Raw genomic sequence first — 14,622 nt, forward strand, 5'->3', positions numbered from 1 at the left:
GTTTTCTTTAAAGGAGGTTGACACCATGCGAAAAACCAAGATTGTTTGTACAATTGGTCCCGCAAGTGAAAGTATAGAAAAGCTGGTTCAATTAATAGAAGCAGGAATGAATGTAGCTCGGCTGAATTTTTCTCATGGAAATCATGAGGAGCATGCCGCTAGAATCCGCAATATTAGGGAAGCGGGAGAGAAAGCAGGGAAACAGGTTGCTATCCTATTAGATACAAAAGGTCCGGAAATAAGGACGAATAATATGGAGAACGATGCTATAGAGTTGATGGCTGGTAATGAAGTCACTATTTCCATGAATGAAGTCCTTGGAACGCCTGAAAAATTTTCTATTACCTATGAGGGACTTCTCTATGATGTCAATAAGGGATCCAAAATTTTGTTAGATGATGGTTTAATTGGTCTTGAAGTCTTAAAGGTGGATGAAGTCAAAAAAGAAATCCATACGAAAATTTTAAACAGTGGAACGCTGAAAAACAAAAAAGGTGTGAATGTGCCAGGTGTTTCAGTTAACCTACCAGGTATCACGGAGAAAGACGAACAGGACATCCTATTTGGAATTGAACAGGGAATTGACTTTATTGCTGCCTCTTTTGTCCGTAGGGCCTCTGACGTTCTAGAAGTGCGTGAACTTCTGCAACAGAATGGAGCGGAATATATTCAAATTATCCCTAAAATTGAAAATCAAGAAGGCGTTGACCGTCTTGATGAAATCCTGGAAGTGTCAGATGGTTTGATGGTAGCTCGCGGAGATTTAGGAGTGGAAATTCCTGCAGAAGAAGTGCCGCTTGTCCAAAAACAACTGATCAAAAAATGTAACAATGCCGGGAAACCAGTTATTACAGCTACGCAAATGCTCGATTCGATGCAGCGTAACCCACGGCCGACCCGTGCAGAAGCAAGTGACGTGGCCAATGCCATTTTTGATGGAACCGATGCCATCATGCTATCCGGTGAAACAGCAGCTGGGACTTACCCTGTTGAGGCCGTTCAAACGATGCATAATATTGCTTCTCGTGCAGAAACAGCCCTTGATTATCGGGAAATATTATCAGTAAGAAGCAAAGTGAATCGTCATAATGTCACTGATGCTATTGGCCAGTCTGTTGCCCATACAGCGCTTAATCTAAACGTCGGCGCAATCATTACGCCTACCGAGAGCGGTCATACGGCACGGATGATTTCTAAATATCGTCCTAAGGCACCGATTATCGCTGTTACATCTAACGATCATGTTTCAAGAAGACTTGCATTGGTCTGGGGGGTTTACCCGCAGATTGGACCAAAAGCGACGACGACGGATGAAATGCTCCAAACGGCAATCGATGAAAGTCTGCATTCCGGATTAGTGTCCCATGGAGACCTAGTCGTCATTACAGCTGGTGTGCCTGTAGGTGAAACAGGTACAACTAACTTAATGAAAATTCATATGCTAGGAGAAGTTCTTTTGAAGGCACAAGGAATCGGCAGGAAATCTGCGAAAGGTGAAGTGGTTATAGCTAGGAATGCCAAGGAAGCTTTGGAAAAAGTAACTGAAGGATCAGTACTGGTTACAATTGGTTCTGATCGGGATATGATGCCGGCAATTCAAAAGTGTGCTGCATTGATTACTGAAGAAGGCGGTTTGACAAGCCATGCAGCTGTTGTGGGAGTCACTTTGGGCATTCCAGTTATCGTTGGAGCAGAAAATGCGACCAAAATCTTTAAGGATAAACAAAGAATTACAGTCGATGCTAGTCGCGGAGTCATTTATGATGGACATGCTAACGTTTTATAGAACGAAATTTTGGATGATTTCGATCCAATGAGGTAAGATGAGTGTACCGCACCATACGTGGGCTGTGCAGGAGGAATGTAGATGAAATATTTTTTATTGTTTATCATTGCGATGCCGGTCATTGAGATAAGTGTCCTATTGTTGTCAGGCAATGTGATTGGTTTTTGGCCAACGCTGTTTCTGATTGTAGCCACCGGTTTAATCGGTGCCTATTTGGCCAAGCGGCAAGGAATGGAAACATGGAAAAAGGCGCAGGAACAGATTCGATACGGAATGATGCCAGGAAATGAAATCATTAATGGAATCTGTATCTTTATTGGAGCTGCTTTGTTGCTGTTACCGGGACTTATCTCGGATATCATAGGGTTAATCCTAGTATTTCCGCCAACCCGGAATCTCCTCAAACCGATCGTTATCCGGTTTATTATGAACAGGATGAATAAAGGAAAAGTAACAATTATTCGCCATAAATAGTAAGAGGCTGTCTAAAAGCTAAACTTTTTAGACAGCCTCTTTTGGTCTGGAGAAATGAATTTATCATTAGCATCCTCGGTTTTTCCAAGGATGCTTTTTGTTTTTCCTGAAAAGTCTCTTTCATTGTTTAAGTTTTTAATTATAGGAGCCAATCTTGAGAGTATTTTTATAGTTGAGATTTCACCTGTTTCACTGATCACGAAATGATTTTCGGAAGCAAAACTTGTATTAAATAACAGAATATTTTAATTACTTTCTTAGAGAAACGTTGTTATACCAGGCTTTCCCAAGTTAAATATTCTCTTTTTTGATCTTTTTTAGAAAAAACTGGTGACAAATTTACGCAGTGTGTTATATAATACAAACAAGAAGTAAAACAACTGTATTATAACATAAAAGAGCTTGGAAGGATGTGGAGAAGCAACATGATTACTGAAGCAAAAGGCTTACAAATTACAGGTACTGTTAAGCCCGGATATGAACAAATACTTACAACTGAAGCTCTTCAATTTATCGAAAGAATTGAACGGCATTTCGGTGAAAAAAGAAAAGAACTTTTGGAACATCGTAAAATCGTTCAAGAGGACCTAAATCAAGGCAAGCTGCCTAATTTTCTTGAAGAAACGAAGCATATTCGTGAAAGTGATTGGACAATTGCGCCCCTCCCGAATGACTTGCAAGACCGCAGGGTTGAAATCACTGGACCGGTTGACCGTAAGATGATCATTAATGCTATGAACTCAGGTGCCAATGTTTTTATGGCTGATTTTGAAGATGCCAATTCACCCACTTGGGAAAATTGTATAGATGGTCAACTAAATCTACGCGATGCAATTCGCGGTACCATTTCATTTGAAAATCCAAATGGAAAAGTATACGAATTAAATGAAAAAACAGCTGTTTTAAAAGTAAGGCCTCGCGGCTGGCACTTAGAAGAAAAGCATGTTCTTTTAAATGGACAGCCAATATCAGCTAGCCTTTTCGACTTTGGACTATACTTTTTTCACAACGCAAAAGCATTAATCGAAAAAGAAAGCGGTCCATACTTCTACTTACCGAAGATGGAAAGCCATCTCGAAGCTAGATTATGGAATGATGTCTTCGTTTATGCACAAAACGATTTAAGAGTCCCGCAAGGAACTATAAAAGCAACTGTCTTGATTGAAACGATTCTTGCAGCATTCGAAATGGATGAAATTCTGTACGAGTTGAAAGAACATTCTGCAGGCCTGAACTGTGGCCGCTGGGATTATATCTTCAGCTTCTTGAAAAAATTCCGTCACTCGGATGATGTTATCTTCCCTGATAGATTACAGGTTACGATGACTGTCCCGAACATGAGAGCGTATTCCTTACTAGCAATCAAAACATGCCACACTCGTAATGCTCCGGCAATAGGCGGTATGGCTGCACAAATTCCAGTCAAAAATGACCCGGTCAAAAATGACGAGGCGTTTGCTAAGGTACGCGCTGATAAAGAACGCGAAGCGAGAGACGGTCATGATGGGACATGGGTTGCCCACCCAGGCATGGTAAGTACAGCAAAAGAGGTGTTTGACCTCCTTGTTCCAAAACCGAATCAAATCTATCGGAAGCGTGAAGATGTTCAAGTATCAGCAGAAGAATTGCTAGAAGTACCAGAAGGAACGATAACGGAAGCTGGATTACGGACGAACATTAACGTAGGCATCCAGTATATTGCATCCTGGCTAAGTGGTAGAGGCGCAGCTCCTATTCATAACTTAATGGAAGATGCGGCAACAGCTGAAATCTCACGTGCTCAAGTTTGGCAGTGGATCCGTCATCCAAAAGGGATTCTAGAAGATGGTAGAAAAATTACCGAAGAATTATTCCATCAGATTAAAGAAGAAGAATTAGCAGTCATTAAATCAGAAGTAGGAGAAGAAGCTTTCAAATCAGGGAAATTTGAAGAGTCTACTAAACTATTTGAAGAATTGATTGCAGCAGATGACTTTGCGGATTTCTTAACAAATCCGGCATACGAACAATTATCTTAATATTTAGTTAATTAATATATTTTAATATAAATTAGGAGGAAATTATAATGACTAATGAAAGAGCGCAAAAACTACAACAAAGCTGGGAAAATGACGCACGCTGGACTGGAATTAAACGGCCTTATACCGCTGAAGAAGTTATCAAATTAAGAGGTTCTATCGATATCGAGCAAACATTAGCTCGCCGTGGTTCTGAAAAACTATGGACCCTTTTAAATACAGAGGATTTCATTAACGCACTAGGAGCATTAACTGGTAACCAAGCAATGCAACAAGTAAAAGCTGGTTTAAAAGCAATCTACTTAAGCGGATGGCAAGTAGCTGCTGATGCTAATATCGCTGGACAAATGTACCCTGACCAAAGCTTATACCCTGCTAACTCTGTACCACAGGTTGTTAAACGCATTAATCAAACACTGCAACGTGCTGACCAAATCAGCTTTGCGGAAGGAAAAGATGATATTGATTGGTTTGCTCCAATCGTAGCGGATGCTGAAGCAGGCTTCGGGGGTGCTCTTAATGTATTCGAACTAATGAAAGGTATGATTGAAGCTGGAGCTGCAGGCGTTCACTTTGAAGACCAACTTTCTTCCGAGAAAAAATGTGGTCATTTAGGCGGTAAGGTTCTTCTTCCAACGCAAACGGCAGTACGTAATTTAGTATCCGCCCGTTTAGCAGCAGACGTAATGGGAACACCAACTATCTTGATTGCTCGTACAGATGCAGATGCTGCAGACTTGATCACGGATGATATCGATCCGGTTGATGCACCTTTCATCACAGGTGAGCGAACTCTAGAAGGGTTCTACCGTACAAACGCAGGTCTTGACCAAGCGATTGCACGTGGTCTAGCATATGCACCATATGCTGATCTTATCTGGTGCGAGACTTCTGAACCAAACCTAGCAGATGCTCGCCGATTTGCTGAAGCGATTCATGCAGAGTTCCCTGGTAAACTACTTGCTTACAACTGCTCACCATCATTTAACTGGAAAGCAAAATTAAGTGATGAAGAAATTGCTAACTACCAGGTTGAATTGGGGAAATTGGGTTATAAATTCCAATTCGTAACTCTTGCTGGTTTCCACTCATTGAATCACAGTATGTTCAACCTCGCTCTTGGTTATAAAGACCGTGGAATGGCTGCATACTCAGAACTTCAACAAGCAGAATTCGCTAGTGAAATTGACGGCTATACTGCAACTCGTCACCAACGTGAAGTCGGAACTGGTTACTTTGATGAAGTAGCACAAGTTGTTTCTGGTGGAACATCATCTACAACAGCACTTGCTGGCTCTACTGAAGCAGAACAATTTGAGACTTCAAAATAATAGATAGACTATAAAAAGAATCCGCCTCGAGTTTGAGGCGGATTCTTTTTATAGGAACGAGAGAATTCTGAAAAAAGTTAGCTCTAGAGCTTTAGGTGGTTTTTTTTGTATCCGCCCCGATAATAAATGCCCAAATGGCCTTAAAGACATGAGCGCGCTGAAGTGTATTAAATATGACAAGGACCACAGGGCCTGCAATCAATCCTAGAAAACCGATTAATTTGAAACCGATGAATAAGGCAACGAGAGTAGCAAGTGGATCCAATCCGATACTAGAAGAAAGAACTTTGGGCTCAATTAATTGACGCTGGACAACTACGATAATGTAGAGCACTGACAAACCAATTGCAAGGCTAGTATTCCCTGTAATGAATTCAAAAATAATCCATGGAATAAATATGGTCCCGGTACCCAAATAGGGAATGATATCAACCAAGCCGCAAATTAAGGCAATTGTAATTGAATAGTTCACTCCTAAAATGAGTAAACCAATCAGAATCGTAACCGTTGTCAATGAAACAAGTGTGAATTGTGCCCGGATAAACCCGAATAAAGCTCGTTTTAAATCCCGGAATAAACGCTTTGCACCTGCAAAAATCTTGTCAGGTAAAAACTTTCCCGTTATACGGCCGAAGTGATCCCAATCTTTGCTAATGAAGAAAGTGCCCAGCAGGGTAAAGAGGAGTGCTGTTGCTGTAGTTGGAAACCAGCCGATTATTGTGGGAATATTTTTTAAGAACGCTTGGATAAAACTACTGACGCCGGTAGTGATGGATTCGCCAATATTCTGGATATTCTTGAGTACGGTGTCTTGCTGTTCGATATCTAAATTATTGAACATAGCGGCTGTTTGATTATATAAAGGGATGATAGTGGTCGCGATGTATGTTTCGATATAATCTACTATAGTTTCAATATGTTCAGGTATGACACCAGCAAGGTAATTGGTACCTGAAATAATTTCGGTAACTAACAGGGTAATGAGTCCTGCAAATAAAAGAAAAATGAGTAAAAGGGAAACGAACACAGCCAATCCCCTTGGTAACCGGCCTTTCTTTTCAAAAAAAGTAACCAAAGGGTTCATCAAGAACGCAATAATCATGGCAATTATGAATGGATATGTATATTTAGATAAATAGAACAAGGCAATACCACCTAAAATTATGCCTCCGATGACCAGTAAAAAACGAATGAAACGATAAATATAAACAGGATTCAAGACATACCCTCCTTCTAACATAAACTTTGTATTATAATTGTAACGACGTTGGAAAAGAAAGGAAAGATTCTTTCGTCTTTCTGCTTGTTTTTTTTCCGTTTTTGTATCGTTTTCTAAATCAATCTCCTATTGAGAAAGAGTGGAGGTTGTTATGTTAAAATAACAAAAAGAAAGAAGGTGAAGGGAGAATGATAAACGGTCCTGTCGTATTTTTAATTTTACTTGCAGCTATCGGCTGGGTTGGAAAAAACACATCACTGATTGCGGCTGCGGGTTTTCTTTTAATCATGAAACTCATCGGCCTTGATGCGAAAGTGTTTCCATATTTAGAAGCGAAAGGGATCAACTTAGGAGTCACGATCATTACGATTTCAGTGCTAATCCCGATTGCAAATGGAGCGATTGGTTTCAAGGAACTCGGAGATGCGATTAAGTCACCTTATGCATGGATTGCGCTCGCATCAGGAATAGCAGTTGCCCTTATTGCGAAAAATGGAATTACCCTCCTTTCACATGATCCGCATATTACTACGGCTCTTGTTTTTGGGACGATTCTTGCGGTCGCATTATTCAAAGGTGTGGCTGTTGGCCCGTTAATTGGGGCAGGAATTGCTTATCTATGCATGCAAATCTTCGATTTCTTCAAATAAAAAAAATGGTAAATAATAGAATGGTTTGAGAGGGTGGGAATAAAAAAATTCTATTTAATGTTTCATTTATTCTGCTTAGTATCAAATTTTCAAAAAAACGATAATCATTTCTCTAAAAAATGCAAGGGAATATGTAGCTAATTTTTCTAATAAAATAATAATTTTTTCACATTTTAGGTGCTTTTCATTCCCAAAAAAGTGTTTATTGTTTATAATAATCATGTAACTGCTCTGATTTATTAAAAATAGGATTCAGAATATCATTGATATTTTGAGGAATCTTAAAAAAAGATGTAGTTATTGAGCAGCGCTCACGAGGAATAGCTACAAGCATTAATTTTTAGAATTTCGTATAAAAGATTATCGTGCATATTACTATGTTGTGGTCATATTCTGTGAACGCTTTCAATAGTAAGGTGTATGTCTTCTGCTAAAAAATAGATGGTTGGAGTTAAAGCTAATTTCTTGGAAGCGCTATATTTATACGCTATAAGCAAGGGCATAGGGGAATATTTAGGAAAAGGAGAGATTTAGTATGACAGCAACAAAAGGTCTTGAAGGTGTGGTAGCAACAACTTCATCAGTAAGCTCTATTATCGATGATACATTAACGTATGTAGGTTATGATATCGATGATTTGGCTGTAAATGCAACATTCGAGGAAGTAATCTATCTTTTATGGCATGGAGCACTTCCAAACAAAAGCCAATTAGAAGAATTAACTAAACAACTTGCTGAAAATGCTGAAATTCCAGCGGAAGTAGTTAATCATTTCAAAACATACCCAATTGATAAAGTACATCCAATGGGAGCTCTTCGCACAGCAGTTTCTCTTCTTGGTCTATATGATGAAGAAGCAGATGTAATGAGTGAAGAAGCAAACTACCTTAAAGCAATTCGCATCCAAGCAAAAATCCCTACATTGGTAACAACTTTCGCTCGTATCCGTCAAGGAAAAGAAGCGGTTGCACCACGTACTGATCTAAGCTTTGCTGCTAACTTCTTATATATGTTAAGCGGTAATGAACCAACGGCAATCGAAGAAGAAGCATTCAATAAAGCATTAGTTCTACATGCTGACCATGAATTAAACGCTTCTACATTCACTGCACGTGTATGTGTAGCTACATTATCTGATATCTATTCTGGCGTGACTTCTGCTATCGGCGCATTAAAAGGCCCTCTTCACGGCGGAGCTAACGAACAAGTTATGAAAATGCTTACAGAAATTGGTTCTGTAGAAAACGTTGAGCCTTATATCAACGAAAAATTAGCTAATAAAGAAAAAATCATGGGCTTTGGCCACCGTGTATACCGTAAAGGTGATCCACGTGCTAAACACCTTAAAGAAATGTCCCAAAAATTGACTGAACTTACTGGTCAACCACAATACTACGATATGTCCATCAAAATTCATGAAATTGTAACGGGTCAAAAAAATCTTCCACCAAACGTTGATTTCTATTCTGCTTCTGTATACCACAGTTTAGGCATCGAGCATGACCTATTTACACCAATCTTTGCAGTAAGCCGTGCTTCAGGCTGGATTGCTCATATCCTAGAGCAATATTCAAACAACCGTCTGATCCGTCCACGTGCAGAGTATGTTGGACCAGGTATGCAAAAATACGTACCGATTGAAAACAGATAATTTTTGAATAAATAAAAGTTTTTTCAAAAATTTATTTTTTATTTCAACGATTTTGTAGTAAATTAATAGATGTGAGTAAAAAGGGTTAGTGGTTCTGCTTAAATAAAGCGGCCAGCTAACCTTTGAATTTGAATCGGAGGTAAAGAGACATGACACAAAGCCAAAAAATCACAGTTACTAACGGTGCTCTTAACGTGCCAAACAACCCAATCGTTCCTTTTATTGAGGGAGACGGAATCGGTCCTGATATCTGGGCAGCAGCTTCACGCGTTTTAGACGCAGCAGTTGAAAAAGCTTACAATGGCGAAAAGAAAATCGAATGGAAAGAAGTTTTAGCTGGACAAAAAGCATTTGACCAAACAGGCGAATGGCTTCCACAAGAAACTCTTGATGTCATTAATGAATATCTAATCGCTATTAAAGGACCTCTTACAACTCCAATCGGTGGCGGAATCCGCTCATTGAACGTTGCATTGCGTCAAGTATTAGACTTATTCGTATGTCTACGTCCAGTACGTTACTTTGATGGTGTTCCTTCACCAGTTAAACGTCCTGAAGACACTGACATGGTTATCTTCCGTGAAAACACTGAAGACATCTATGCTGGTATCGAATATGCAAAAGGTTCTGACGAAGCGAAAAAATTAATCGAATTCCTACAAAATGAATTCGGTGTTAAAAATATTCGTTTCCCTGAAACTTCTGGTATTGGTATTAAACCAATTTCTGAAGAAGGAACGAAACGTCTTGTTCGCTCTGCACTTAACTATGCGATCAAAGAAGGCCGTAAATCATTAACTCTTGTTCATAAAGGTAACATCATGAAATTTACAGAAGGCGCATTCAAAACTTGGGGTTATGAAGTTGCAGAACAAGAATTCGCTGAGAAAGTGTTCACTTGGAACCAATATGATCAAATTAAAGAAGCTGAAGGCACTGAAGCTGCTAACAAAGCACAATCTGCTGCTGAAGCTGAAGGCAAAATCATCGTTAAAGATTCTATTGCTGATATCTTCTTACAACAAATCCTAACTCGTCCTAAAGAGTTTGATGTTGTTGCAACAATGAACTTAAACGGAGATTACATTTCTGATGCACTTGCTGCACAAGTTGGCGGAATTGGTATTGCTCCAGGAGCAAACATCAACTACGAATCTGGACATGCTATCTTCGAAGCAACTCATGGAACAGCTCCTAAATATGCTGGTCTTGATAAAGTTAACCCATCTTCAGTACTTCTTTCAGGCGTTCTTTTACTTGAACACCTTGGATGGAACGAAGCTGCAGACAGCATCACAAAATCAGTGGAACAAACAATTGCTTCTAAAGTCGTTACATATGACTTTGCCCGCCTAATGGAAGGTGCAACAGAAGTTAAATGTTCTGAGTTCGCTGACGAACTTATCAAAAACCTTAAATAATTTTTACTTATGATGCTTTCTGGAAAAGAGCCGATACGGTCTTCTTTTTCAGAGGGCTTTATATATATGTGTGGATAAAGACGTTAAAAGTTTCCAAAAATATTTGCATATTTTAAGGAGGAAAATAATATGTCTAAACGCAAAAAAATTACAGTAGTTGGTGCAGGTTTCACTGGTGCTACAGCAGCATTTCTAGCAGCTCAAAAAGAACTTGGTGATATCGTTTTAGTTGATATTCCACAAGCTGAAAACCCAACAAAAGGTAAAGCACTAGATATGGCGGAGGCAGCTCCAGTTCAAGGTTTTGACGCTAACATCATCGGTACTTCTAACTATGCAGATACAGCTGATTCTGACGTAGTCATCATCACTGCTGGTATCGCACGTAAACCTGGTATGAGCCGTGACGACTTAGTTCAAACTAACCAAAAAGTTATGAAATCTGTAACTAAAGAAGTGGTTAAACATTCTCCAAATACAACAATCATCGTTTTAACTAACCCAGTAGATGCAATGACCTACACTGTATACAAAGAATCAGGTTTCCCTAAAGAACGTGTAATTGGACAATCTGGTGTTCTTGATACAGCTCGTTTCCGTACTTTCGTAGCTCAAGAATTAAACCTGTCTGTTAAAGATGTAACTGGTTTCGTTCTTGGTGGACACGGTGACGATATGGTTCCTCTAGTACGTTACTCATACGCTGGCGGAATTCCTTTGGAAACATTGATTCCTCAAGATCGTTTAGAAGCAATCGTTGCCCGTACACGTACTGGTGGCGGAGAAATCGTTAACCTTCTTGGAAATGGAAGTGCGTATTATGCACCCGCTGCCTCTCTAGTAGAAATGGCTGAAGCTATCCTTAAAGACCAACGTCGCGTTCTACCTTCTATCGCTTACCTTGAAGGCGAATACGGATTCGAAGGAATCTACCTTGGCGTGCCAACTGTACTAGGTGCAAATGGTATCGAACAAATCATCGAACTTGAATTGACTGAAGACGAAAAAGCAGCACTTTCTAAATCAGTTGAATCAGTTAAAGCAGTAATGCAAGTTTTACAATAAGAGACATTCAAAAATAAGACTGCCTGGAAGAATGGAAGGGAAGGCTAAGGCCTGATCCCTCCATCCAACCGGGCAGTTTTTTTCTGGCCGATTCTAAGCGGGACTTAAATAATCCATGTTTAATAACCATAATTGGGACGATGACCCCTGCTAATAGTAAGATTACTTTTCAGTGATGTTTTTTTTATGTGTAAATTTCATATAATATTCTTTATAATAGAGTTGGATGAGTAGACTGAAAAAAGTCTCAGGGGTAATACATAATTCAGGAGGATCTAATGTCAAAGAAAATTCTCGTAGTGGATGATGAACAATCAATAGTTACCTTACTTCAGTATAATTTAGAACAAGCAGGCTATTCGGTAGTCACGGCTCTAGATGGGGAACAAGGGCTGCAGGCTGCTGTGGATATACGCCCGGATTTAGTCGTATTGGATCTGATGTTGCCTAAAATGGATGGGCTTGAAGTGTGTAAACAGCTTCGTCAGCAAAAAATCAATATACCAATCTTGATGCTGACAGCTAAGGACGATGAATTTGACAAAGTGCTTGGTCTTGAACTAGGGGCGGATGATTACTTAACCAAACCTTTTAGTCCACGTGAGGTGGTTGCCCGAATTAAGGCAATACTAAGAAGATCCCAGCTTCAATCGAATGGCAGTGAAACAAGTCTTGATCAGGAAGATGGATTCCTAAAATTAGGCGGTCTGAAAGTCTATCCGGAACGTTACGAAGCATTCTTTGATGAACAACAATTAGAATTAACTCCAAAGGAATTTGAATTACTTTTATACCTTGCAAAGAATAAAGGAAGAGTATTAACAAGAGATCAGCTCTTAAGTGCGGTTTGGAATTATGATTTTGCGGGAGATTCGCGAATCGTTGATGTCCATATTAGCCATCTTCGTGAAAAAATAGAGAAGGATACAAGAAAACCTATTTATATCAAAACGATCAGAGGCTTAGGTTATAAGCTTGAGGAGCCAAAAAAGAATGACCACCTATCGTAAAAAGCTTCTTTATACCCTCATCATGTTGGTGATGGTCGTCATGATGGCCGTTGGCTTTTTATTGGGACATTTGTTCAAAAGTTATTATATTAAAACATTTAATGAGCGTATACAGAACGAAACATTTTTCATTTCTACATATATTCAAGAGCATGGGGGGATCACAGCCTTTTTGGAAGAAGGGAAAACAGCAAAATTAACACCCCTGTTAGATTCCAATTTAACCATCCTCTCAGCGAGTGGAGAGATTTTATACGATTCAACATCTTCAAATGAGCTACATAAAAACCATGCCAATGTCCTTCGAAAAATCATCTTGGAAAAAGGGATTAAGCAAGAAGAAGGATATGAAGTTGTCGAGGGAGAATCGGATCTCCATTATTATTGGAAAACGGTTGAAAAGGATGGAGAAATTGAAGGATTTGTTGTTCATAGCAACGAAATAGAGGCCATCCACCAAGTTAATAAGCAAATGTGGCAAATATTGATCATTTGTTTAGGGGTAGCCTTGATCATTATCCTCATGCTTGCGAGTAAAATCACTACTTATTATACCCGGCCGATTGAGGAAGCGACGATGGCAGCCATTGAATTGGCAAAGGGGAATTATAGAACTCGGACATTCGATCAGCATTCTGATGAAACAGGGATGCTGACGACTTCGCTTAACATATTAGCGAGGAATTTACAGGAAACAGAAACCGCGAGGGAAATGAATCAGGATCGTTTGGAAACACTGGTTGAAAATATCGGTAGTGGAGTTCTATTAATCGACAGTAAAGGCTATACGACCTTAATAAACCGGGAATTCAAAAAAAGCTTCGGTGTAAACTCGGCTACGTTTTTGTTTCAAGTATTTTACTCAGTCATTAAAGATCAAGAAGTCATTTCAATAATAGAAGAAATTTTCCGGACGGAAAAGACAATAAAACGCCAAGTGAAAATACCGCTTGCCCTTGAACGTAAGCATTTTGAGATATACGGAGCTCCGATTATCGGTACTCATGACGAATGGAAGGGGATTCTCCTTATTTTCCATGATATTACCGAATTGAAAAGGCTCGAGCAAATGCGGAAAGATTTTGTGGCCAATGTATCCCATGAATTGAGGACGCCGATTACTTCTATAAAGGGCTTTTCAGAAACGTTGCTCGATGGGGCTTTAAAAGACGAAAAAACATTGAAGCACTTCTTAAGCATTATCTTAAAAGAAAGTGATCGGCTGCAAGAACTCATTCAAGAACTTCTTAATTTATCAAAAATGGAGCAACAGGAATTTGTTTTAAAAGCAGGCGTCGTGGATATTACAAATGTGCTTGGTGAAATACAAGAGATGCTTATTGGTAAATTGAAGGAAAAAGAAGTCACTCTTGAGATAATAGCTTCTTCGGAGTCGGTTTTTGTTGAAGGGGAATCAGACAGGATCAAACAGGTTTTCATTAATTTGATTACTAACGCGTTGACATATACACCAAATGGAGGGTGGGTCACCGTGAACGTCACTGAAAATGAACAAACGGTGGATATTGTAGTCCAAGATAGCGGTATTGGTATTGAAGAAAAAGAACTTCCAAGAATCTTTGAACGGTTTTATCGCATTGATAAGGCAAGGAGTCGTGATTCAGGGGGAACAGGCATCGGACTCGCTATCGTCAAGCATATTATAGAAGTCCATAAAGGTAAAATCAAAGTAGAAAGTACACCGGGATCGGGTACGACCTTTACGGTCACGCTAAATAAAAGCTTAAAAGGAAAAGTTTAGGAAGTGGTGAATTTACACGTCCTTTACAATTTCTTTAAACTGACTTCATAATGGCGGGATACAATGGTTGTACAACCCCTCATCCAAGGAGTTAGGCGAAGACAGAGACATTAAGTCTCTGTCTTTTCTTTTTGTTATATACCCCTTTATCTGTCCTCTTTACTATTCTCATAAGGAAAATATTTGATTATTATGAAACTTTAGACCCTTCCTTGCGTAAATAAGATATAACGGC

11 protein-coding genes are annotated in these 14,622 nt (G+C 39.3%); 10 read left to right on the forward strand and 1 reads right to left on the reverse strand.

What is annotated here, in order from left to right:
* Window positions 1-25 precede the first annotated feature (25 nt).
* The 4 genes from pyk (at window position 26) to aceA (ending at window position 5,609) form a co-directional block, all read left to right on the forward strand.
* Window positions 26-1,786, forward strand: coding sequence for a pyruvate kinase (gene pyk, locus ACQKMR_RS15350; RefSeq protein WP_427698069.1), 1,761 nt, complete (start codon window positions 26-28; stop codon window positions 1,784-1,786).
* An 81-nt stretch (window positions 1,787-1,867) separates the two neighbouring features.
* Entirely contained in the window at window positions 1,868-2,260 is a 393-nt protein-coding gene (locus ACQKMR_RS15355; protein WP_427698070.1) for an FxsA family protein, read from the forward strand.
* A gap of 425 nt (window positions 2,261-2,685) precedes the next feature.
* Window positions 2,686-4,278, forward strand: a complete 1,593-nt coding sequence (aceB, locus tag ACQKMR_RS15360) for a malate synthase A (protein ID WP_427698071.1) — start codon at window positions 2,686-2,688, stop codon at window positions 4,276-4,278.
* Window positions 4,279-4,325: 47 nt separating this feature from the next.
* Entirely contained in the window at window positions 4,326-5,609 is a 1,284-nt protein-coding gene (gene aceA / locus ACQKMR_RS15365; protein ID WP_427698072.1) for an isocitrate lyase, read from the forward strand.
* Between the two features lie 91 nt (window positions 5,610-5,700).
* Here the strand turns inward: aceA and ytvI are convergent, their stop codons facing one another.
* Window positions 5,701-6,828 (reverse strand): sporulation integral membrane protein YtvI, encoded by a 1,128-nt coding sequence (gene ytvI, locus ACQKMR_RS15370; protein WP_427698073.1) that lies wholly within the window; start codon window positions 6,826-6,828, stop codon window positions 5,701-5,703.
* A 188-nt stretch (window positions 6,829-7,016) separates the two neighbouring features.
* Between ytvI and ACQKMR_RS15375 the strand changes: the two genes are divergently transcribed.
* The 6 genes from ACQKMR_RS15375 (at window position 7,017) to pnpS (ending at window position 14,387) form a co-directional block, all read left to right on the forward strand.
* A complete protein-coding gene (locus ACQKMR_RS15375; protein WP_427698074.1) occupies window positions 7,017-7,478 on the forward strand; it encodes a DUF441 domain-containing protein in 462 nt (153 codons plus the stop codon).
* Window positions 7,479-8,013: 535 nt separating this feature from the next.
* The gene (citZ, locus tag ACQKMR_RS15380; protein ID WP_427698075.1) at window positions 8,014-9,129 is read left to right on the forward strand and encodes a citrate synthase; all 1,116 of its coding nucleotides are present in this window, start codon (window positions 8,014-8,016) and stop codon (window positions 9,127-9,129) included.
* Window positions 9,130-9,278: 149 nt separating this feature from the next.
* Window positions 9,279-10,550, forward strand: a complete 1,272-nt coding sequence (icd, locus tag ACQKMR_RS15385; protein ID WP_427698076.1) for an NADP-dependent isocitrate dehydrogenase — start codon at window positions 9,279-9,281, stop codon at window positions 10,548-10,550.
* A gap of 129 nt (window positions 10,551-10,679) precedes the next feature.
* The gene (gene mdh, locus ACQKMR_RS15390) at window positions 10,680-11,615 is read left to right on the forward strand and encodes a malate dehydrogenase (RefSeq protein WP_427698077.1); all 936 of its coding nucleotides are present in this window, start codon (window positions 10,680-10,682) and stop codon (window positions 11,613-11,615) included.
* Window positions 11,616-11,893: 278 nt separating this feature from the next.
* Entirely contained in the window at window positions 11,894-12,625 is a 732-nt protein-coding gene (locus tag ACQKMR_RS15395) for a response regulator transcription factor (RefSeq protein WP_427698078.1), read from the forward strand.
* Window positions 12,609-14,387, forward strand: a complete 1,779-nt coding sequence (pnpS, locus tag ACQKMR_RS15400; RefSeq protein ID WP_427698079.1) for a two-component system histidine kinase PnpS — start codon at window positions 12,609-12,611, stop codon at window positions 14,385-14,387. The genes ACQKMR_RS15395 and pnpS overlap by 17 nt, the downstream gene beginning before the upstream one ends.
* Window positions 14,388-14,622 lie beyond the last annotated feature (235 nt).

Origin of the sequence: Peribacillus sp. NPDC096540 (assembly GCF_050278525.1) — a bacterium.
Taxonomy (GTDB): domain Bacteria; phylum Bacillota; class Bacilli; order Bacillales; family DSM-1321; genus Peribacillus.

Bases quoted from the DNA above. Each gene is read 5' to 3' on its own strand.
- pyk (WP_427698069.1), top strand. From the start codon at position 26: ATGCGAAAAACCAAGATTGTTTGTACAATTGGTCCCGCAAGTGAAAGT.
- ACQKMR_RS15355 (WP_427698070.1), top strand. From the start codon at position 1,868: ATGAAATATTTTTTATTGTTTATCATTGCGATGCCGGTCATTGAGATA.
- aceB (WP_427698071.1), top strand. From the start codon at position 2,686: ATGATTACTGAAGCAAAAGGCTTACAAATTACAGGTACTGTTAAGCCC.
- aceA (WP_427698072.1), top strand. From the start codon at position 4,326: ATGACTAATGAAAGAGCGCAAAAACTACAACAAAGCTGGGAAAATGAC.
- ACQKMR_RS15375 (WP_427698074.1), top strand. From the start codon at position 7,017: ATGATAAACGGTCCTGTCGTATTTTTAATTTTACTTGCAGCTATCGGC.
- citZ (WP_427698075.1), top strand. From the start codon at position 8,014: ATGACAGCAACAAAAGGTCTTGAAGGTGTGGTAGCAACAACTTCATCA.
- icd (WP_427698076.1), top strand. From the start codon at position 9,279: ATGACACAAAGCCAAAAAATCACAGTTACTAACGGTGCTCTTAACGTG.
- mdh (WP_427698077.1), top strand. From the start codon at position 10,680: ATGTCTAAACGCAAAAAAATTACAGTAGTTGGTGCAGGTTTCACTGGT.
- ACQKMR_RS15395 (WP_427698078.1), top strand. From the start codon at position 11,894: ATGTCAAAGAAAATTCTCGTAGTGGATGATGAACAATCAATAGTTACC.
- pnpS (WP_427698079.1), top strand. From the start codon at position 12,609: ATGACCACCTATCGTAAAAAGCTTCTTTATACCCTCATCATGTTGGTG.